This is a genomic window from Pseudomonas sp. NEEL19 (assembly GCF_028751975.1).
GTDB classification, from domain to species: Bacteria; Pseudomonadota; Gammaproteobacteria; order Pseudomonadales; family Pseudomonadaceae; genus Aquipseudomonas; species Aquipseudomonas juntendi.
Genome location: NZ_CP081491.1, coordinates 4,896,428 through 4,916,002 on the forward strand (window position 1 = coordinate 4,896,428; position 19,575 = coordinate 4,916,002).

A 19,575-nucleotide genomic window follows, 5' to 3' on the forward strand; every position below is an offset into this window, starting at 1 on the left:
AAAGCGGGCGTCAGGCCAGTGCCTTGTCCAGCGCCCGCTCGATCTCGCCCTTGATGGTGCCGCTCATCATCGACAGCATCATGCCCAGTTTCAGCTCCACGCGGATGCTGTCTTCGCCGATCTGCACGCTACCCTTCGCGCCGCTGCGGGCCACATCGACCCGGTCACCGTTCCAGGTGGCCTGGAGGTCGTACTCGCGGCTGAGCTTGTCGACCAGCGCCTGGGCCTTGGCACGGGCGGCGTCACGGCCGAGGGAGTGTTTGCGTTCGACGCTGATCTGGGTCATGCGGGTGTTCCTGAAGATGTAGACATAATCGGCATTATGCCCGCCCCCGGCCACAGGCACACCCTGCCAAGACAAATCCGCCCGTTCGCCCTAGAATGGCGGTAATTTTTTCCGGTGAAGCGATATGAACGACCAGCGCAAAGGCGACCACGCCGAACCCACCACCCATTTCGGCTACCAGGACGTCCCTGAAAGCCAGAAAGCCAAGAAAGTTGCCGAGGTATTCCATTCGGTAGCTGCCAAGTACGACCTGATGAACGACGTGCTCTCCGGCGGCATGCACCGCCTGTGGAAGCGCTTCACCATCGAGCTCTCGGGTGTGCGCAGCGGCAACCGCGTGCTGGACATCGCCGGTGGTACCGGCGACCTTGCCGCCAAGTTCTCGCGCCTGGTCGGCCCGACCGGGCAAGTGGTACTGGCCGACATCAACGACTCGATGCTCAAGGTTGGCCGTGACCGCCTGCTGGACCGCGGCGTGGCCGGCAACATCGAATTCGTGCAGGCCGACGCGGAAAAGCTGCCGTTCCCAGACAACCACTTCGATTGCGTGACCATCGCCTTCGGCCTGCGCAACGTCACCCACAAGGATGCAGCCATCCGCTCGATGCTGCGTGTACTCAAGCCTGGCGGCCGCTTGCTGATCCTGGAGTTCTCCAAGCCGACCAACAAGCTCATGTCCAAGGCCTACGATGCCTACTCGTTCGCCTTCATGCCACTGGCCGGCAAGCTGATCACCAACGACTCCGAAAGCTACCGTTACCTCGCCGAGTCGATCCGCATGCATCCCGACCAGGAAACCCTGAAAAGCATGATGGTCGAGGCCGGCTTCGACCGCGTCACCTACCACAACATGACCAGCGGCATTGTTGCCGTACACCGGGGAATCAAGCCCTGATGCTGCTGGCCGGGCTGCTCGCCAGTGTCGAACAGGGCCTGAACCGCGTCCTGCGCATGGACAGCACGGCCCTGCCGCGGCTGGGCGCGCTGGCGGGCAAGGTCATCGAGATAGACTGCCGCCAACCGGCCTTGCAGGTGTTCATCCTGCCCGATGAAGAGGGCCTGATGCTCGCCGTCCACTGGGAAGGCGAGGTCGACTGCAGCCTGCGCGCCCCGGCCGGCAGCCTGGCGCAACTGGCCATGGCCAAGGACAAGACTGGCGTGTTGCACAGCCCACAGGTCGAACTGCACGGCGACAGCGCCGTGCTGCTCGACCTGTTCGGTGTGCTGCAGGACCTGGAACTGGACTGGGAGCACGAGTTGCAACGCTGGCTCGGCCCGGTGGCCACGGCCCTGCTGGCCGGCCATATCCGCCTGCGCGCGCGCTGGACCCGCCAGGGCCTGGCGCGCTTCAGCCAGAATTTGTCCGAATACCTGGCCGAAGAGTCGCGCACGCTGGTCGGCAAGCGCGAAGCCGAGGCTGCCTTCAGCGAACTCGATGCCCTGAAACTCGACACTGAACGCCTTGAGGCGCGCCTCAAGCGCCTTTCCCGATCCCTTGATTCCAGCGATAACGCATGAAGCTGCTCGCCGTCCGCCGCCTTTTCCGCATTCAGCGTGTGGTCATCCGCTACCGCCTGGATGACCTGCTGTTCGATCAACCCCTGCTGCCCTGGTGGCTGGCCAGCCTGCGCCTGCTGATGCCGTGGCGCTGGCTGCCACGCAAGCCGTCCGAGCTCAACCGTGGCGCACGTCTGCGCCTGGCGCTGCAGGACCTGGGGCCGATCTTCATCAAGTTCGGCCAGTTACTGTCCACCCGCCGCGACCTGCTGCCCCCCGACATCGCCGACGAACTGATGCTGCTGCAGGACCGCGTGCCGCCATTCGACCCGAAACACGCCGTGGCGTTGATCGAAGCGCAACTGGGTGCCAAGGTGGGCGAGCTGTTCAGCCGCTTCGACGTCGAGCCGCTGGCCTCGGCCTCGGTCGCCCAGGTGCACGCCGCGCGCCTGAAAACGGGCGAAGAGGTGGTGGTCAAGGTGGTACGCCCCGGCCTCAAGCCGGTCATCGCCCAGGACCTGGCCTGGCTGTTCCTGATTGCCAAGGCCGCCGAGCGCGCCTCGGCCGATGCCCGCCGCCTGCACCCGGTGGACATCGTCGGCGACTACGAAAAAACCATCTACGACGAACTCGACCTGCTGCGCGAAGCGGCCAATGCCAGCCAGCTGCGGCGTAACTTCGAAGGGTCCGAGCTGATGTACGTGCCCCAGGTGTACTGGGACCTGTGCCGCCCCAAGGTGCTGGTCATGGAGCGCATCTATGGCGTACCCGTGACCGACATGGCTACCCTGGCCGACCAGCGCACCGACATGAAGCTGCTGGCCGAACGGGGTGTGGAGGTGTTCTTCACCCAGGTGTTCCGCGACAGTTTCTTCCATGCCGACATGCACCCGGGCAACATCTTCGTCAGCACGGTCAAACCGTGGAGCCCGCAATACATCGCCATCGACTGCGGGATCGTCGGCAGCCTCACCGCCGAAGACCAGGACTACCTGGCGCGCAACCTGTTTGCCTTCTTCAAGCGCGACTACCGGCGTGTGGCCGAGCTGCACATCGATTCGGGCTGGGTCCCGGCGCATACCAAGGTCAACGAATTCGAAGCCGCGATCCGCACCGTGTGCGAACCGATCTTCGAAAAACCGTTAAAGGATATTTCCTTCGGCCAGGTGCTGATGCGCCTGTTCCAGACCGCACGGCGCTTCAACATGGAAGTGCAGCCGCAGTTGGTTCTGCTGCAAAAAACTTTGCTCAACATCGAAGGCCTCGGCCGCCAGCTGTACCCCGACCTGGACCTGTGGAGTACCGCCAAGCCCTACCTGGAACGCTGGATGCGCGAGCGCTACAGCCCCAAGGCCATGTTCGGCAACCTGCACAGCCAGGTCGAGCAGTTGCCGCACCTGGCCGGTATGACCCGCGACCTGCTCGAACGCCTGTCGCAACCGCATTTGCATGATCCGCAACTGCCAGAGCGCCGCAAGGGCGACCGCTGGGCGCTGCGCCTGCTCGGGGCCGGCCTGCTGGGCGGGGGCGCGGTACTGGCCGCGGGTGCTGCCGAGGCCGCCAGCCTGGCCGCGCCTGCAGCCTGGCCCGCCTGGCTGATGCTGGCCGCCGGCCTTTACCTGATCGTGCGCCAATAGCCAGCCGCGCCTGTGGCTGGCACACTAGCGCAAATGGCCCGGTACAGGAGCGGGCTCGCTTTGGAGTCGACGATGAAAGACTGGCTGGACGAGATCAAGTGGAACAGCGATGGCCTGGTGCCAGCGATCGCCCAGGACCACAAGACCGGACGGGTGCTGATGATGGCCTGGATGAACCGCGAATCGCTGGCGCTCACGGCCGCCGAGCAACGCGCCATCTACTGGTCGCGCTCGCGTGGCAAGCTGTGGCGCAAGGGCGAAGAGTCCGGGCATGTGCAGAAGCTGCATGAACTGCGCCTGGACTGCGACGCCGACGTCATCATCCTGATGGTCGAGCAACTGGGCCATATCGCCTGCCATACCGGCCGGGAAAGCTGCTTCTATCGCGTCTACGAAGACGGCCAGTGGAAAATCGTCGACCCGGTCCTCAAGGACCCGGATGCCATCTACAGCGCAGGACACTGACATGAGCGACACCCTCAACCGCCTGGCCGCCGTGCTTGAAGAACGCAAGCAAGCGGCGCCCGACAGCTCCTATGTGGCCAGCCTGTACCACAAGGGCCTGAACAAGATTCTTGAAAAGCTCGGCGAAGAGTCGGTCGAAACCATCATCGCCGCCAAGGACGCCGCGCACAGCAAGGATTACAGCGATGTCATCTACGAAACCGCCGACCTGTGGTTTCATAGCCTGGTAATGCTCAGCGCGCTGGGCCAGCATCCGCAAGCGGTGCTGGACGAACTGGAGCGCCGCTTCGGGCTGTCCGGGCATGATGAGAAGGCTGCGCGAACGCCTTCTGCCTGATGCATTTGCGGGGGGCGCCGGGCGCCCCTGAAGCTTCACTGACATTTTTCAGGAGTACGAAATGGGTATCTTTGACTGGAAACACTGGATCGTCCTGCTGGTGGTCGTGGTGCTGGTATTCGGCACAAAGAAGCTGAAGAACTTCGGCAGTGACCTGGGCGAGTCGATCAAGGGCTTCCGCAAGGCCATGAACGATGAAGAGCACAAGCCGGCCGAGCAAACCCCGCCGCCTGCCCAGCCTGTGCCGCCAGTGCAGAACACCGCCCAGCCACAGCCAGGCCACACCATCGAGGGCCAGGCACAGCCGGTCCAAGAGCCACAGCGGAAAGACTGACCCATGTTCGGCATCAGTTTCAGCGAGCTGCTGCTCGTCGGCCTGGTCGCCCTGCTGGTGCTCGGCCCCGAGCGCCTGCCAGGCGCCGCCCGCACCGCAGGTTTGTGGATCGGGCGGCTCAAGCGCAGCTTCAACAGCATCAAGATGGAAGTGGAGCGTGAAATCGGCGCCGACGACATCCGCCGCCAGCTGCACAACGAGCACATCCTGCAGATGGAAGAGGAAGCCAAGCGCATCCTCAACCCGCTGACGCCACCGGCACAGCCGCCCGTGACCACCGCCACCGTGCAGCCACCCGCCGGGGTCGCAGCCAAGCCAGTGGAAACACCGGCCACCCCGGGCACAACCACTGAACCGCCTCAACCGCCGCGAGCCCCATGAGCGAGAATCCGGAACACGACCAGCCAATGCCGCTGGTTTCGCACCTGACCGAACTGCGCACCCGCCTGCTGCGCTGCGTTGCGGTCATTTTCCTGATCTTTGCCGGGCTGTTCTCCTTCGCCCAGCAGATCTACACCCTGGTCTCCGCCCCCCTGCGTGATCACTTGCCGGCCAATGCAACGATGATCGCCACCGACGTGGCCTCGCCGTTCCTCACGCCGTTCAAGCTGACCATGATCGTGTCGCTGTTCCTGGCCATCCCCTTCATCCTCCAGCAGATCTGGGGCTTCATCGCGCCGGGGCTGTACCGCCACGAAAAGCGCATCGCGATCCCGCTGCTGGTGTCGAGCATCCTGCTGTTCTATGCCGGTATGGCGTTCGCCTATTTCCTGGTGTTCCCGCTGATGTTCAAGTTCTTCGCGGCAGCCACCCCGGCAGGCGTGGCCATGATGACCGACATCGCCAACTACCTCGATTTCGTGATGACGTTGTTCTTCGCCTTTGGCGTGGCCTTCGAGATCCCGGTGGCGGTGGTGCTGCTGGTGTGGATCGGCGTGGTCGACGTGAAGTACCTGAAGAAGATCCGCCCTTACGTGATCATCGGCTGCTTCGTGGTCGGCATGATCCTCACGCCACCGGACATCTTCTCGCAGACCCTGCTGGCCGTACCCATGTGGTTGTTGTTCGAAGTCGGCGTGCTGTGCGGCAGCCTGGTGCGCAAGCGCAGTGCCCACGACGAAACTGCCGACGATTCCAACGACCAGCCACCAGCGACTCAACCGTGAACCTGCTGCTGCTTGAACAGGCCGACTTCGTTTCGGCCGACCGCGTGGTGCTGGCTGACCGGCGCTTCACCCACATGCAGGAAATCCACCGCGTGGCGGTCGGCGACCAGCTGCGGGTGGGCCGCGTCAACGGCTTGATGGGCAAGGCCACGGTGCTGCGCCTGGCACCGCACCAGGCCGAGCTGGAGGTGGCCTTCGACCAGCAACCGCCGGCCAAACTGCCGCTGACCCTGGTGCTGGCTGTACCCCGCCCGAAGATGCTGCGCCGGCTGTTCCAGACCGTGGCTACCCTGGGTGTACCGCGGTTGATCCTGCTGAACAGCTACAAGGTCGAAAAAAGCTTCTGGCAAACGCCGTTCCTGCAGCCGGAAAACATTCGGGACAACCTGATCCTCGGCCTGGAACAGGCCCGCGATACGGTACTGCCCGAGGTGATCATCGAGAAGCGCTTCAAGCCGTTCGTCGAAGACCGCCTGCCCGCGATCGCTGCTGGTACCCTGGGCCTGGTCGGTCACCCCGGCCCGTACCCTGCTTGCCCGCGCGCCGTGGACCAGCCCGTGACCCTGGCCATCGGCCCCGAAGGTGGCTGGATTCCTTACGAAATCGACCTGCTGGGCAAGGCAGGCCTGGCGCCCGTGCAGCTGGGTGAGCGCATTCTGCGCGTCGAAACGGCCGTCACTGCGCTGCTTTCGCGCATTTTCTGACGCAAACGCCACCTAATCGCCCATCAAGTTTCCCCTTCCCGGGCCGATGGCCTTGGCAACACAACAAAGTTTCGTGCTGCCAAGCCGACCGGGAGTCTACATGTATCAATGGTTAGCCCAATCGCTGGGCAATATGAGCGTGAACCGCAAACTGGGAATGGGTTTCGGCCTGGTCCTGCTATTGACCGTGGCCATCACCCTGACCGGCTGGCACGGCATGGACAGCATCATCGGCCGTGGCGACAAGCTGGGGAACATCTCGGTCATTCAGCAGCACACTCAGGAACTGCGTATCGCCCGCCAGCGTTATCAACGCGAGCGTGACGATGCCTCGATCGCAGACGTGGAAAAAGCCCTGGCTACGCTGGACCGCCAGGTGCAAGTGATGCTCGGCCAGATCGAGCAGCCCGCCGACCACCAGCGCCTGGAGCAGCAGCGCGAGGCCGTGCGCGGCTACCAGCAGGCCTTGGGCGAGCTGAAACAGGCCGGCCAACGCCGCGAGGCAAGCCGCGCAGTGCTCGGCGATAGCGCCGACAAGGCCGTGGAACTGCTGAACCGGGTGCAACAGCGCCTGCGCCAGGGCGGCGACATAAGCCAATACCAGTCCGCCGTGGAGGTCAACGCCCTGCTGCAGCAAGCCCGCTTCCAGGTACGCGGTTATACCTACAGCGGCAATGCCGAGTACCAGCAAACCGCCTTCAAAGCCATCGACCAGGCCTTGCTCGAACTGCGCGCGCTGCCGGCCAAGGTACCGGCCGACTATGCCGCCAGCCTGGACGACGCTACCACTGCCATGGGCGGCTACCGGGATGCGGTCAACCAGTTCGGCGCAGCCCAGACTGCCAGCGATCAAGCCTTGCAACGCATGGTCGAGCTCGGCGCCGCGCTGCTGCAGACCAGCGAGGCGATGACCACCTCCCAGACCGCCGTACGGGATAGCGCTGCCGCCCAGGCCAAGACCCTGCTGCTGATCGCCACCGTGCTGGCGCTGGCCCTTGGCCTGCTGGCAGCCTGGGCGATTACCCGGCAGATCGTCGTGCCCCTGCGCCAGACCCTGAGCGCCGCCGAGCGGGTAGCCAGCGGCGACCTCAGCCACAACCTGCCGGTAGACCGCCGTGACGAGCTGGGCCAGTTGCAAGCCAGCATGCAGCGCATGACCCAAGGCTTGCGCGAGCTGATCGGTGGCATCGGCGATGGGGTAACGCAGATCGCCAGTGCGGCCGAGCAACTGTCGGCGGTGACCGAGCAGACCAGCGCCGGGGTCAACAACCAGAAGGTCGAGACCGATCAGGTGGCGACTGCCATGAACCAGATGACGGCGACCGTGCACGACGTGGCACGCAATGCCGAGCAAGCCTCGGAAGCGGCCTTGATGGCCGACCAGCAGGCCCGTGAAGGTGACCGGGTGGTGGGCGAAGCGGTGGCGCAGATCGAGCGCCTGGCCGGCGAAGTGATCAACTCCAGCGAAGCCATGAACCAGCTCAAGGCCGAGAGCGACAAGATCGGCAGCGTGCTCGACGTGATCAAGTCGGTGGCTCAACAGACCAACTTGCTGGCGCTCAACGCAGCGATTGAGGCTGCCCGTGCAGGCGAAGCCGGGCGCGGCTTTGCCGTGGTGGCCGACGAGGTGCGCAGCCTGGCCCAGCGCACCCAGCAGTCGACCGAAGAAATCGAAGAACTGATTGCCGGCTTGCAAAGCGGAACCCAGCGGGTGGCCAGCGTGATGGACAGCAGCCGCCAACTGACTGACAGCAGCGTCGAGCTGACCCGCCGCGCCGGCAGCTCGCTGGAAACCATCACCCGTACCGTGTCGTCGATCCAGGCGATGAACCAGCAGATCGCCACCGCGGCAGAAGAGCAAACTGCCGTGGCCGAAGAGATCAACCGCAGCGTGATGAATGTGCGGGACATTTCCGACCAGACCTCGGCGGCCAGTGAGGAGACGGCCAGCTCCAGCGTGGAGCTGGCGCGGCTGGGCACCCATTTGCAAGGGTTGGTGGGGCGCTTCAGGCTCTGATCGGGTGTGCCTGGCCTCTTCGCGTCAGTTCGGCGCGGAGCGGCCAGGCACAGGCGACACATTTCCTACTAGCCGCAGCGAAATTTCCTACCTGATTATCAGGTCAAGTCCTACAGCTCCGCTGCCGATGGGCAAAGGTGTCATGCCGGCAATACGCCTGCATGCCCTCCCCCTTTCGCACGGAGACTCACCATGCTCGGCTACCTCAACCGCAAGCTCGGCAACATCAGCGTGGCTGCCAAGCTGGCCCTCGGCTTCGCTGTGGTCCTGCTGCTTACCCTGGCCACCACCATCAGCGGCTGGCGTGCGTTGGACGACGCCATCGTCCGCTCGCAACAGCTCAGCGAAATCGGCCGGATCAACGACCTGACCAAAGACCTGCGCGCAGAGCGCATCACCTTCCGCGTGCTCAACGACGACGCCAGCAAGGCCACTATCGGCAACATCCTCGACCAGCTCAACAGCATGCTCAGCACCCTGCAGCAGCGTAGCAACGTCGATGAGTCGCGCCAGATGCTGACCGATAAGCTGACCCTGCTGCAGCGCCTGCGCGATGACTTCACCGAGTTGCAGCGCACCGTCGCCAACCGGGTGGCCTTGCGCCAGGCAATGCAGGAGCAGGAGCAGAAGCTCAACGATGCCATCGACGAGCTGCAGACCCAGGCGTTGCTGAACATGCCGGCCCACAGCCAGCAAAATGGTGCCCTGGCGCAAATGGACACCCTCAGCCGGCAAGTGGACGGTGCCAACCAGCAAAGCCTGGTACCCGCCTACACGTTCGTCCCGGTCGAGGACTTTGCCAAAGTCGGCGACAGCGCCCTGGACGCAGCCCAGGCCAGCCTCGAGCAACTGCTCAAAGGCCTGGCGCCGCTTGGCCTGCCACGCGCTGTCAGCGAACAGCCCGGTGTCGAGCTGGCCAAATACCGCGCCAGCCTGGACCAATACCGGCGCGCCGCCGTGCGGGTCGAGCAATTGCAGAACAACATGGAGCGAATGGGCAACGAGTTGCGCGCGCTCAGCCTGGAACTGGGTAAACGCAAGATCGAGCAACGTGACCGCGAAGCCCTGGCCGCCCGCTCGCTGCTCACCAGCGTTGCCTTACTGGCATTGGTGGCGGGAGCCCTGGCTGCCTGGCTGATCACCTTGCAGATTACCCAGCCCTTGCGCCAGACCCTGGCATTGGCGGCGCGCATCGCCAAGGGCGACCTGAGCCAAGTCGACACCGTGCAGCGCCGTGACGAAATGGGCCAGTTGCAGACCAGCATGCGGGAGATGACCTTGAGCCTGCGCGAACTGATCGGGGGCATCGACCAGGGCGTCGGCCAGCTGTCGCAGGCGGCCTCGCAGCTGGCGACCAGCAGCGAAGACACCAAGCTGCGCATCAACCAGCAGCGCGAGGAAACCGATCAGGTTGCCACCGCCATGAACCAGATGAGCGCCACGGTTCAGGAAGTGGCACAAAACGCCGAGCAGGCCTCGCAGGCCGCCACCAGCGCCGACCAGCAGGCTCAGGTGGGCGACCAGGTGGTGGCCGAAGCCATCGGCCGCATCGAGCAACTGGCCGGGCAGATGGACCATTGCCTGGCGGCCATGCATCACCTGGCGGGCGAAAGCCAGCGGATTGGCAGCATTCTCGATGTCATCAAGTCGGTCTCCGAGCAGACCAACCTGCTGGCCCTGAACGCCGCCATCGAAGCGGCGCGGGCCGGTGAAGCCGGGCGCGGTTTCGCCGTGGTGGCCGACGAGGTACGCGGCCTGGCCCAGCGCACCTCCACGGCAACCGAAGAGATCGGCCAGTTGATCGACAGCCTGCACAGCGGCACCGACGAGGTCACCCGCTTGCTGGACAACAGCAAGCAGCTGACCGAACAAAGTGTGGAGCTGAGCCGCAGGGCCGGCGATGCCTTGGGCCAGATCACCAACACGGTGTCGAACATCCAGGGCATGAACCAGCAGATCGCCACGGCCAGCGAAGAACAGAGCGTGGTGGCCGAGCAGATCAACCGGAGCGTGCTGAATGTGCGGGATGTGTCGGACCAGACCAGTGCGGCCAGTGAGCAGACAGCGATGTCGAGCGGCGAGCTGGAACAGCTGGGGCAGCAGCTGCGGGGGATGGTCGGGCGGTTCAATATCTGACGCCGCGACGCAGACATCGCAGTGGATGGCACCGGCATTGCCGGTGTTCGCGGCTAAAGCCGCTCCTACACCGACCACGTTGCGTGTAGGAGCGGCTTCAGCCGCGAAGAGGCCGGCGCAGGTTAAAGCACCTGACGCAGGAAGGCCTGCGCGCGCGGGTCTTTCGGTGCAGCGAAGAACGCGGCTGGCGCCGAGTCTTCCAGCAGCTTGCCGTGATCGAAGAACAGCACCCGGTCAGCCACTTCGCGGGCAAAGCCCATTTCGTGGGTGACGCAGACCATGGTCATGCCTTCCTGGGCCAGGGTCTTCATCACGTCCAGCACCTCGCCGACCATTTCAGGGTCCAGCGCAGAAGTCGGTTCATCGAACAGCATGACCTTGGGCTCCATGCACAAGGCGCGGGCAATCGCTACACGCTGCTGCTGACCGCCGGAAAGCCGTGACGGGTATTCGTTGGCCTTCTGTGCAATACCGACCTTCTCCAGCAACGCCCGGGCCTTGGCCTCGCGGTCCGCCTTGTTGCGCTTGCGCACCACCTTCTGCGCCAGGCACAGGTTTTCCAGCACGGTCATGTGCGGGAACAGGTTGAAATGCTGGAACACCATGCCGACTTCGCGGCGGTAAGCGTTGATGTCGGTCTTCGGGTCAGCCAGTTGCAGGCCGTCGATGGCGACATGGCCCTGGTCGAAGTGCTCCAGCCCGTTAAGGCAACGCAGGAAGGTGGATTTGCCCGAGCCCGACGGGCCCAGTACCACCACCACTTCGCCCTTGGCCACCTGGGTGGTGACGTTATCCACAGCCCGGACCACCTGGCCGCGGGTGTCGAAAACTTTCAGCAGGTCACGGACTTCAATCACTTTGCGCAAGCCTCCGCTCGAGCCGGCTGGCAATGTGCGACAGCGGCAGGTTGATCAGCAGGTACAGGCCTGCCACGCAGAACCAGATCTCGAAGGTGGAGAACGAGGTGGTAATGGCCTCGCGGCCGCTCTTGGTCAGTTCGGTAATGGCGATCACCGACACCAGCGAGGTGTCCTTGACCAGGCTGATGAACTGGCCGGCCAAGGGCGGCAGTACGCGTTTGAAAGCCTGGGGCAGGATCACGTGGCGCATCGACTGGCCGGCGTTCAGGCCCAGCGAGCGCGCAGCTTCGTTCTGGCCTTTGGCGATCGACTGCACCCCGGCCCGCACGATTTCTGCCACGTAGGCGCCCGTGAACAACGCCAGTGCAGCCACCCCGGCAAATTCGCGGGACAGGTTGAGCACCGTACCGATGAAGAAGTAGAAGATGAATATCTGCACCAGCAACGGGGTGCCACGCACCAGTTCGACGTACACCGTCGACAGGTCGCGCAGGGTCGGGTTGGTCGACAACCGGCACAGGCCGGCGAACAGGCCGATCACCAGGCCCAAGGCGCCGGACACGACCGAGATCCATAGCGTGGTCCACAGGCCCCAGGCCAGCGGCCCGGCGGCCCAGTGGCGGGTCACACCGATCTGGTCGCCCTCGGCAACATCGTCGCCGCGGCTCAGTTGCAGGCTGTCCGCGTCCACATCCAGCACCTGCTCGGCGCCGCTTTCGTCCTTCAGCGTCACGCGGGCGTTATCGCCGGAAATGACGATTCCCTGCACGGTGCCGTAATCGGCTGCACGCTGGGTTTCCTCGGCCTTGTAGGCGAAGTACTGCGGAACGCGGTTCCAGCGCCACTCGTAGGAAATCATCGAGGTGGCCATGTACAGGCTGAACGCCAGGCCCACCAGGACCAGCGCGGTCAGCCCGTGCCAGGGCCACTGGGCTTTCTTGTGTTTGATCACGTGGGTACTCCAGAAAGCGTCAAGCCGCAAGCTCCAAGCTGCAAGCACAAGCGGACCGTACACCGACCCGCTTGTTCTTGCAGCTTGAAGCTTGCGGCTTGAAGCCAGCTTTTATTCCATTTCCTTCAGCCAGTCCTTGTTCTTGAACCACTTGTCGTGAATACGATCGTAGGTCCCGTCGTGCTTGATCTGGTGCAGGAAATTGTTGATGAAGTTGATGCTGTCGTAGTCGCCTTTCTTCAGGCCGAAGGCCAGCGGCTCGTAGGTGAAGGGTTCTTCGAGGAACAACAGCTTGCCGGCACCGGCCTTGTCCACCGCCACCACGTTATAGGGCGCGTCGTAGACAAAAGCGTCAGCCTTGCCGTTGACCACATCCATCACGGCTTCCTGCTCGTTGTCATAGCCATGGTACTTGGCTTTGCCGATCAGCTTCTTGGAAACCATTTCGCCGGTGGTGCCAAGCTTGGAGGTGAGGCGGTACTTCTCGTTGTTCAGGTCCTTGTACGACTTGATCTCGCCTGCCAGTTCCTTGCGGATCAGCAGGGTCTGGCCAACCACGATGAAGGGTTCGCTGAAGTTCAGGCGCAGGTTGCGTTCCTGGGTAAGGGTCATGCCGCTGCCGATCATGTCGAACTTGCCGGTCAACAGCGCCGGGATGATGCCGTCGTAAGCGGTGGACACCGCCTCGAACTTGACGCCCATCGACTTGGCCATGGCTTTGAGGATATCGACCTCGAAGCCGATGATCTCGCCACGCTTGTTGGTCATCTGGAACGGCATGTAGGTCGGGTCCATGCCCACCCGCAAGGTGCCGCGCTTGACCGCATCATCGATGGCGCCGGCCTGCGCCGCTGTCACGGCGACCAGGGCGGTGACACCGACCAGCAGTCGCGAAAGGTATTTCTTGATCATCACCAAGTCCCCTAGCAAGAAAAGTAGCGAATCTTATTGTGTTGGCACGGCCGTACCGGCCGATGCTTCGTATCGGAGAGGGATGCTAACGCATGCCGGCCCGGGGACCTAGCACTGGGGGGGACTTTGTTGGCCAAAATCAGGGTTGGGCCCTTAAAGCTTCGCGGGCACGCCCGCTCCCACAGGGAAATGCGGAACCCTGTGGGAGCGGGCGTGCCCGCGAAAGGGCCGGTCAGGCGCCTGCGAGTGCCGGCTGGCCTTCATTCTCCGGATGCAACGGCAGCAGCGGCGAATGCGGGTCGTTCTTGATCGAGGCACGCCACACATCGATCCACGCCGCATTGTGCTCGGCCCATACCTGCTCGTGCAGGCGGCTCAAGGCGACCGGGTCGCTGAGCAACGCCAGGCGGGTATTGAGGTCCAGCCCTTTCGGCCCGACCTCGATGGCCTTGGCCACGCGCTCGGCACGCAGCGCCTCGATCGGCGCCGCCTGCCCGTGGCGGGCCGTGGCCATGGCGCAGGCCAGGGCGTTCTGCCGCGGGTCGACCACAGCACGCACGAAACCGTCATGCAGGGCATGCCAGCGGTTTTCGTGGGTGTACTGGTCGGTTGCCAGCAACTCCTGTGGCGTCGCGTACTCCTCGGGGATCAGGAACAGCTTCTCGTCCTTGGCCGCTAGCCCCAGGCGGGTGCGGCTGGAAATGACCGATACCGGAATCGACAGCATCAGCGAACCGACGATCGGCGCTAGCCACCACAGGAAGCTTGGGTTCAGCCATGCCACCAGCCCGGCCCAGGCAATGCCCAGCAGCGTCTGCGGGCCATGCCGGCGTAGCGCTTCGCTCCACGGTGTGGAGTCGTCGTCGCGCTGCGGCGAGTTCCAGGTCGCCGCCCAACCGAGGAACGCCGCGAGGACGAAGCGGGTATGGAAGATCATGCGCACAGGCGCCAGCAGCATGGAGAACAGCATCTCCATCAGCATCGACAAGGTGACCTTGATTCGCCCGCCGAACTCGACGGCGCCCTTGGCCCAGATCAGGATGACGCTGAGCAGCTTGGGCAGGAACAGCAGCACGATGGTGGTGGAGAACAGCGCCACGGCCTTTTCCGGGTGCCACTGTGGCCACAGCGGGTACAGCTGGTACGGCTCGATGAAGTACTGCGGCTCCATCAGCGTGTTGGTCGCCAGCAGCGCGGTCGACAGCACCAGGAACAGGAACCACAACGGTGCCGACAGGTACGACATGACCCCTGTGAGGAACACCGCACGGTGCACCGGGTGCATGCCCTTGACCAGGAACAGGCGGAAGTTCATCAGGTTGCCGTGGCACCAGCGACGGTCACGCTTGAGCTCGTCAAGCAGGTTCGGCGGTAGCTCTTCGTAACTGCCCGGCAAGTCGTAGGCGATCCACACGCCCCAGCCGGCACGGCGCATCAACGCCGCTTCGACGAAGTCGTGGGACAGGATGGCGCCGGCGAAGGCGCCCTTGCCCGGCAACGGCGCCAAGGCGCAGTGCTCGATGAACGGCTTCATGCGGATGATCGCGTTGTGGCCCCAGTAGTGCGACTCGCCCAGTTGCCAGAAATGCAGCCCGGCAGTGAACAGCGGGCCGTACACGCGGGTGGCGAACTGCTGCATGCGCGCATACAGGGTGTCCATGCCCGAGGCTTTCGGCCCGGTCTGGATGATACCGGCGTCCGGGTTGGCCTCCATCAGGCGCACCAGGCTGCTCAGGCATTCGCCACTCATGACGCTGTCGGCGTCGAGCACGACCATGTACTTGTACTCGCCACCCCAGCGACGGCAGAAGTCGTCGAGGTTGCCGCTCTTGCGCTTAACGCGCCGCCGGCGGCGGCGGTAGAAGATCCGGCCAAAGCCTTTGGTTTCACGGCACACGTCCAGCCAGGCCTGCTGTTCGGCCACGGCGATGTCGGTGTCGTTGGTGTCGCTGAGCACGAAGAAGTCGAAACGGTCGAGGTTGCCACTGGCGGCCACCGATTCGAACGTCGCCCGCAGGCCGGCGAATACCCGCGGCACGTCCTCGTTGCAGATCGGCATCACCAGCGCGGTACGCGCCTCGGGCGCAATCGGCTCGTTGCCGGCGCTGCTGCCGGAGATCTTGTACTTGTCGCGCCCGGTGAGCAGCTCCAGGAAGCCCATCAGCGCGGTCCAGAAGCCCGCCGACACCCAGCAGAACAGGATGCCGAAGAGGATCAGGATGGAAGTCTGCAAGGCATAGGGCCATACCTGCACCACCGTATCCCACAACGGCTGGTTGAGCACTTCGTCGAGGTCGACGAAAGACCAGCCCTGGTACGGCAGGATGCTCTTCATGTACCAGCCGGCAACGATGGTCTGACCGATCATCAGGGCCAGCAGGATATAACGGCGGATCGACCCGACCGTGCGCCAGCGCGCTGCCGGCAGCTCGCGCTTGGGCGGCTGCGGCGCATTGGGGCGGCCGGTCATGCGGCGCCACATGCGGACCAACAGGTTGGTGCGCCACGGCTCCGGCACGACCTTGGTACGCTTGATAGGCGGGGCAATCTTCAGGCACAGGCGGCCGCTGCCGTCGACGCCGAGCATTTCGGCCTCTTCCAGCTCGGCGGCGCTGCCTACGGTAAGGCGCGGGCCCACCGAGGCCTGCACGGCCTCGGCAGGGCTGGCGGCCGGGTTGGCCGCCAGGCGTTGGTGCAGCTCACTGAACGAGGTGCAGCTGGCCAGTTCTGCCCGCTGCTCGTCGCCAAGTGGTAGGTGGGCCAGGTACTCGCCAAGCGATTCCGGCCTTGCGCTTGAGTTACTCATCGGCAGGCAACTGATAGCTCCAGGTCTCGGTCAGCACCTTCTCGGTGGTGGCCGGGGCCCCGTTGGTGGGCGCCGCGTCGGCGGCAGGTTGTTCGGCCTTGGCGGCTTTATCCGCTTTGTCGGCCTTGGCAGGCTTGGCGGCGGCCTTGTCCTGCTTGGCGTCCTGGGCAGGCTTGGCCGGTTCGGCTGGCACATCACGCACCAGCGCGGCACGCATTTCAGTCGACTTGTTGGCCTCTTTGACCTTCAGCCGCAGAGTCAGGCGCCAGCCCTTGGTCTCTGGGTTATAGCGCAGGTTGTTCTCGACCACATCGGCGTTGTCGCCCACGCTGACCTGGCTGCGCAGCGGAGTGTCCTCAGGCAGGGCAGCCAGCGCCGGGCCGGCGAAGTCGACCACGAAGGCCACGCTACCGTCTGGCTGGCGGATCAGGTTGGACTGCTTGACGTCACCCGTGGAGCGCAGGGTCTGCTTGACCCAGCCCAGGTCAGGGGCCTGGAACTTGGGTTCGTCGATGGTGAAGTGCAGACGGTAGTCGTACTCGAACGGCTTGCCGGGTTCAGGCAGCTTTTCCGGGCTCCAGAACGCCACGATATTGTCGTTGGTCTCGTCGGCAGTCGGGATTTCGACCAGGTCGACGGTGCCCTTGCCCCAGTCACCCTTCGGCTCGATCCAGGCGCTTGGGCGCTTCTGGTAGTTGTCGTCGAGGTCTTCATAGTCACTGAAGGCACGCTGACGCTGCATCAGGCCGAAACCGCGTGGGTTTTCCACGCTGAAATTGCTTACCGACAGGTGTTTCGGATTGTTCAGCGGGCGCCAGATCCACTCGCCGTTGCCAGCGTGGATGGACAGGCCTTCGGAGTCATGCAGTGCCGGCCGGTAGTTGAGCACTTTGGACGGCTGGTTAGGGCCGAACAGGTACATGCTGGTCAGCGGGGCAATGCCCAGGCGGCTGACCTGATCACGCAGGAACACGCGGGACTGCACGTCGACCACGGTGTCGGTGCCTGGGCGCAGGATCAGTTTGTAGGCGCCGGTGGAACGCGGCGAGTCCAGCAGGGCGTAGATCACCAAATGCTTGTCAGCCGGCTTGGGCTTCTCGACCCAGAATTCGGTGAAGCGCGGGAACTCCTCGCCCGACGGCAGCGCGGTGTCGATGGCCAGGCCACGGGCCGACAGGCCGTATACATGGCCCTTGCCGACTACGCGGAAGTAGCTGGCACCCAGCAGGGTCATGATTTCGTCCTGCTTGTCTGCCTTGTTGATCGGGTACAGCACACGGAAACCGGCGTACCCCAGGTTCTTGGTGGTATCCGGGTCGTGTGGCACGTCACCGAACTCGAAACGGCTCGGGTCGTACTTGATTTCCTCGACTTTGGTCGCGGTGACTTCGTTGATTTTCACCGGTGTGTCAAAGTGCATGCCCTGGTGGTAGAAGGACAGCTTGAACGGGGTCTTGTCCTTGGCCCACTCGGCCTTTTCCTGCAGGAAGTGGATCTTCTGGTAGTCCGCGAACTTCATGTCGCGGAACACTGCCGGCAGGTTGCTTTTCGGTGCCTCGTACTTCTGGCCGGCCAGATCCTTTGCCTTGGCTGCAACATCGTCAAGATTGAATGCCCACAGCTGGCCCGCGCTCATCAGGCCAATCAGGGCCATGCTGGCCATCAGGGCCTTGCGCAACCGGATGCCGGGGATTCTTGATGCTTTTTGGGGACTAACAATCACGAGCAACCCTCGCCGAAAACAGATCATGAAACCAACGGCCAGCGACAAATGCCGGGTTGGCGAGCACTGTTCGGACCCCGAGAGGGCGTAATGATTCCCCAAACGGTTCCAGACAATGCTCGAGTCAGAGTGAAACGAACCTGCGAACGCAGGTCCATGCAGCGCGCGATTATCCAGCAGGTCGCGTGACAACGCATCAGGCTGGAACAACTATTTATCGTACAAAACCCCTTGTTTTCCTGTGAACAAGGGGTTTATTGACCTCAAATTTGTAACATAAATGTCACGGGGCCATCATTTACCAGGTGCACCTGCATATCTGCGCCAAATCGGCCGCTGGCCACAGGGGCGTATTGGCTGTTGGCCTGCTGCAAAAGATAGTCGAACAATTCGGCCCCGAGCGCCGGCGGCGCTGCCGTCGAGAAGCTCGGGCGCAGGCCGTTGCGGGTGTCTGCCGCCAAGGTGAACTGCGACACCAGCAGCAAGCCGCCGCCAACATCCTTGAGCGACTTGTTCATCTTGCCCTGCTCGTCGCTGAATACCCGGTAGTTCAACAGCTTGTGCAAAAGCTTATCGGCGTGCTCGCGGGAATCTTCAGGCTCTACGGCAACCAGCACCAGCAACCCCTGGTCGATGGCACCCACCACCTCGCCCGCAACTTCTACCCGCGCCCCACGCACCCGTTGCAGCAGGCCCCTCATGCTTCTTCCAGCGGCAGGTCGAGCAAGCGGCGTGCCATTTGGTCGGCGGCACGGACCAGTGCATCGGTAATGCCAGGCTCGGAGGCCGCATGGCCAGCGTCACGGATCACCTTCAGCTCGCTGTTCGGCCAGGCCTGGTGCAGGGCCCAGGCGTTGTCCAGCGGGCAGATCACATCGTAGCGGCCGTGCACGATCACTGCCGGCAAATGGGCGATTTTCGGCAGGTCGCGGATCAGCTGGTCCGGCTCGAGGAACGCGTTGTTCATGAAGAAGTGACATTCGATACGGGCAATCGACAGGGCCCGCTGCGGCTCGGAGAAGCGGTCGACCACCAGCGGATTGGGGCGCAGGGTGGCGGTGCGACCTTCCCAGGTAGACCAGGCCTTGGCGGCGTGCATCTGGGCGATCTGGTCATTGCCGGTAAGGCGCTTGTGGAAGGCCGCCACCAGGTCTCCACGCTCCTGCGCGGGGATCGGCGCAATGTAGTCCTGCCAGTAGTCGGGGAACAGGCGACTGGCGCCCTCCTGGTAGAACCACTGGATTTCCTGGGGCCGGCACAGGAATATGCCGCGCAGGATCAGGCCATGCACCCGCTCGGGGTGGGTCTGGGCGTACGCCAGGGCCAGGGTGGAGCCCCACGAGCCACCGAACAGCACCCATTTATCGATACCCAGGTGCTCGCGAATACGCTCCATGTCTTCGACCAGGTGCCAGGTGGTGTTGTTCTCCAGGCTGGCATGGGGCGTGGAGCGGCCACAGCCGCGCTGGTCGAAGGTGATGATGCGATACAGGTTGGGGTCAAAATAGCAGCGGCTCTGGGCGTCGCAACCAGCGCCAGGGCCACCGTGGATGAACACCACGGGCAAACCTTCCGGCGAGCCGCTTTCGTCGACATACAACACATGCGGCGCTTCCACGGCCAGATCGTGCCGGGCGTAGGGTTTGATCTGCGGGTAGAGGGTCTGCATCGCGCACTCCGTGTGAGGATATATTCGGCCGTTGGCCATCATAAACCTGAATTGCGCTTAGAGCATGTACCTAA

The 19,575-nt window shown here is 63.7% G+C and carries 19 protein-coding genes and 2 pseudogenes; 13 read left to right on the forward strand and 8 right to left on the reverse strand.

The window, feature by feature from the left end; genetic code table 11:
- Nucleotides 1-10: 10 nt before the first annotated feature.
- On the reverse strand, nt 11-286 hold the full coding sequence (locus tag K4A76_RS21760; RefSeq protein ID WP_009682366.1) for a polyhydroxyalkanoic acid system family protein: 276 nt from the start codon (nt 284-286) through the stop codon (nt 11-13).
- Nucleotides 287-410: 124 nt separating this feature from the next.
- Here K4A76_RS21760 and ubiE point away from each other — a divergent pair, with 124 nt between their 5' ends.
- From ubiE to K4A76_RS24000, 13 genes and pseudogenes are all read left to right on the forward strand, one after another.
- Complete coding sequence (gene ubiE, locus K4A76_RS21765; protein ID WP_009682367.1) at nt 411-1,181, forward strand: bifunctional demethylmenaquinone methyltransferase/2-methoxy-6-polyprenyl-1,4-benzoquinol methylase UbiE; 771 nt, start codon at nt 411-413, stop codon at nt 1,179-1,181.
- A complete protein-coding gene (locus K4A76_RS21770; protein WP_274411123.1) occupies nt 1,181-1,804 on the forward strand; it encodes a ubiquinone biosynthesis accessory factor UbiJ in 624 nt (207 codons plus the stop codon). Before ubiE ends, K4A76_RS21770 begins: the two co-directional genes overlap by 1 nt.
- The gene (gene ubiB / locus K4A76_RS21775) at nt 1,801-3,420 is read left to right on the forward strand and encodes a ubiquinone biosynthesis regulatory protein kinase UbiB (RefSeq protein ID WP_029886369.1); all 1,620 of its coding nucleotides are present in this window, start codon (nt 1,801-1,803) and stop codon (nt 3,418-3,420) included. The genes K4A76_RS21770 and ubiB overlap by 4 nt, the downstream gene beginning before the upstream one ends.
- A gap of 72 nt (nt 3,421-3,492) precedes the next feature.
- Nucleotides 3,493-3,885, forward strand: coding sequence for a phosphoribosyl-AMP cyclohydrolase (gene hisI, locus K4A76_RS21780; protein WP_003249284.1), 393 nt, complete (start codon nt 3,493-3,495; stop codon nt 3,883-3,885).
- Nucleotide 3,886: 1 nt separating this feature from the next.
- Nucleotides 3,887-4,222, forward strand: coding sequence for a phosphoribosyl-ATP diphosphatase (locus tag K4A76_RS21785; RefSeq protein WP_009684306.1), 336 nt, complete (start codon nt 3,887-3,889; stop codon nt 4,220-4,222).
- 61 nt (nt 4,223-4,283) lie between these two features.
- Nucleotides 4,284-4,556, forward strand: a complete 273-nt coding sequence (locus tag K4A76_RS21790; protein WP_029886370.1) for a twin-arginine translocase TatA/TatE family subunit — start codon at nt 4,284-4,286, stop codon at nt 4,554-4,556.
- A gap of 3 nt (nt 4,557-4,559) precedes the next feature.
- Nucleotides 4,560-4,937, forward strand: coding sequence for a Sec-independent protein translocase protein TatB (tatB, locus tag K4A76_RS21795; protein WP_110677441.1), 378 nt, complete (start codon nt 4,560-4,562; stop codon nt 4,935-4,937).
- Nucleotides 4,934-5,722, forward strand: a complete 789-nt coding sequence (gene tatC / locus K4A76_RS21800; RefSeq protein WP_009684304.1) for a twin-arginine translocase subunit TatC — start codon at nt 4,934-4,936, stop codon at nt 5,720-5,722. Before tatB ends, tatC begins: the two co-directional genes overlap by 4 nt.
- Nucleotides 5,719-6,426 carry a 16S rRNA (uracil(1498)-N(3))-methyltransferase gene (locus K4A76_RS21805; protein ID WP_054912124.1) on the forward strand — a complete coding sequence of 236 codons (708 nt, stop codon included), beginning with the start codon at nt 5,719-5,721 and terminating at the stop codon, nt 6,424-6,426. Before tatC ends, K4A76_RS21805 begins: the two co-directional genes overlap by 4 nt.
- Before the next feature lie 217 nt (nt 6,427-6,643).
- Nucleotides 6,644-7,540: pseudogene (locus K4A76_RS23985) on the forward strand (methyl-accepting chemotaxis protein); the annotation flags it as partial.
- A gap of 198 nt (nt 7,541-7,738) precedes the next feature.
- A complete protein-coding gene (locus tag K4A76_RS23990; RefSeq protein ID WP_443218429.1) occupies nt 7,739-8,443 on the forward strand; it encodes a methyl-accepting chemotaxis protein in 705 nt (234 codons plus the stop codon).
- A 192-nt stretch (nt 8,444-8,635) separates the two neighbouring features.
- Nucleotides 8,636-9,676: pseudogene (locus tag K4A76_RS23995) on the forward strand (methyl-accepting chemotaxis protein); the annotation flags it as partial.
- A 198-nt stretch (nt 9,677-9,874) separates the two neighbouring features.
- Entirely contained in the window at nt 9,875-10,579 is a 705-nt protein-coding gene (locus K4A76_RS24000) for a methyl-accepting chemotaxis protein (RefSeq protein ID WP_370691346.1), read from the forward strand.
- A gap of 122 nt (nt 10,580-10,701) precedes the next feature.
- On the opposite strand, the gene K4A76_RS21820 is transcribed toward K4A76_RS24000, so the two are convergent.
- From K4A76_RS21820 to pip, 7 genes are all read right to left on the reverse strand, one after another.
- Entirely contained in the window at nt 10,702-11,436 is a 735-nt protein-coding gene (locus tag K4A76_RS21820) for an amino acid ABC transporter ATP-binding protein (RefSeq protein ID WP_110677437.1), read from the reverse strand.
- Complete coding sequence (locus K4A76_RS21825) at nt 11,429-12,391, reverse strand: amino acid ABC transporter permease (protein ID WP_009684299.1); 963 nt, start codon at nt 12,389-12,391, stop codon at nt 11,429-11,431. Before K4A76_RS21825 ends, K4A76_RS21820 begins: the two co-directional genes overlap by 8 nt.
- Nucleotides 12,392-12,502: 111 nt before the next feature.
- On the reverse strand, nt 12,503-13,300 hold the full coding sequence (locus K4A76_RS21830) for a transporter substrate-binding domain-containing protein (protein ID WP_033690660.1): 798 nt from the start codon (nt 13,298-13,300) through the stop codon (nt 12,503-12,505).
- A 235-nt stretch (nt 13,301-13,535) separates the two neighbouring features.
- Nucleotides 13,536-16,109 carry a glucans biosynthesis glucosyltransferase MdoH gene (gene mdoH / locus K4A76_RS21835; protein WP_054912121.1) on the reverse strand — a complete coding sequence of 858 codons (2,574 nt, stop codon included), beginning with the start codon at nt 16,107-16,109 and terminating at the stop codon, nt 13,536-13,538.
- Nucleotides 16,102-17,832 carry a glucan biosynthesis protein G gene (locus K4A76_RS21840; protein ID WP_218277982.1) on the reverse strand — a complete coding sequence of 577 codons (1,731 nt, stop codon included), beginning with the start codon at nt 17,830-17,832 and terminating at the stop codon, nt 16,102-16,104. Before K4A76_RS21840 ends, mdoH begins: the two co-directional genes overlap by 8 nt.
- A 263-nt stretch (nt 17,833-18,095) precedes the next feature.
- Nucleotides 18,096-18,533 (reverse strand): D-aminoacyl-tRNA deacylase, encoded by a 438-nt coding sequence (gene dtd, locus K4A76_RS21845; protein WP_009684267.1) that lies wholly within the window; start codon nt 18,531-18,533, stop codon nt 18,096-18,098.
- Nucleotides 18,530-19,501 (reverse strand): prolyl aminopeptidase, encoded by a 972-nt coding sequence (gene pip, locus K4A76_RS21850; protein ID WP_029885408.1) that lies wholly within the window; start codon nt 19,499-19,501, stop codon nt 18,530-18,532. The genes dtd and pip overlap by 4 nt, the downstream gene beginning before the upstream one ends.
- Between the last annotated feature and the right edge of the window lie 74 nt (nt 19,502-19,575).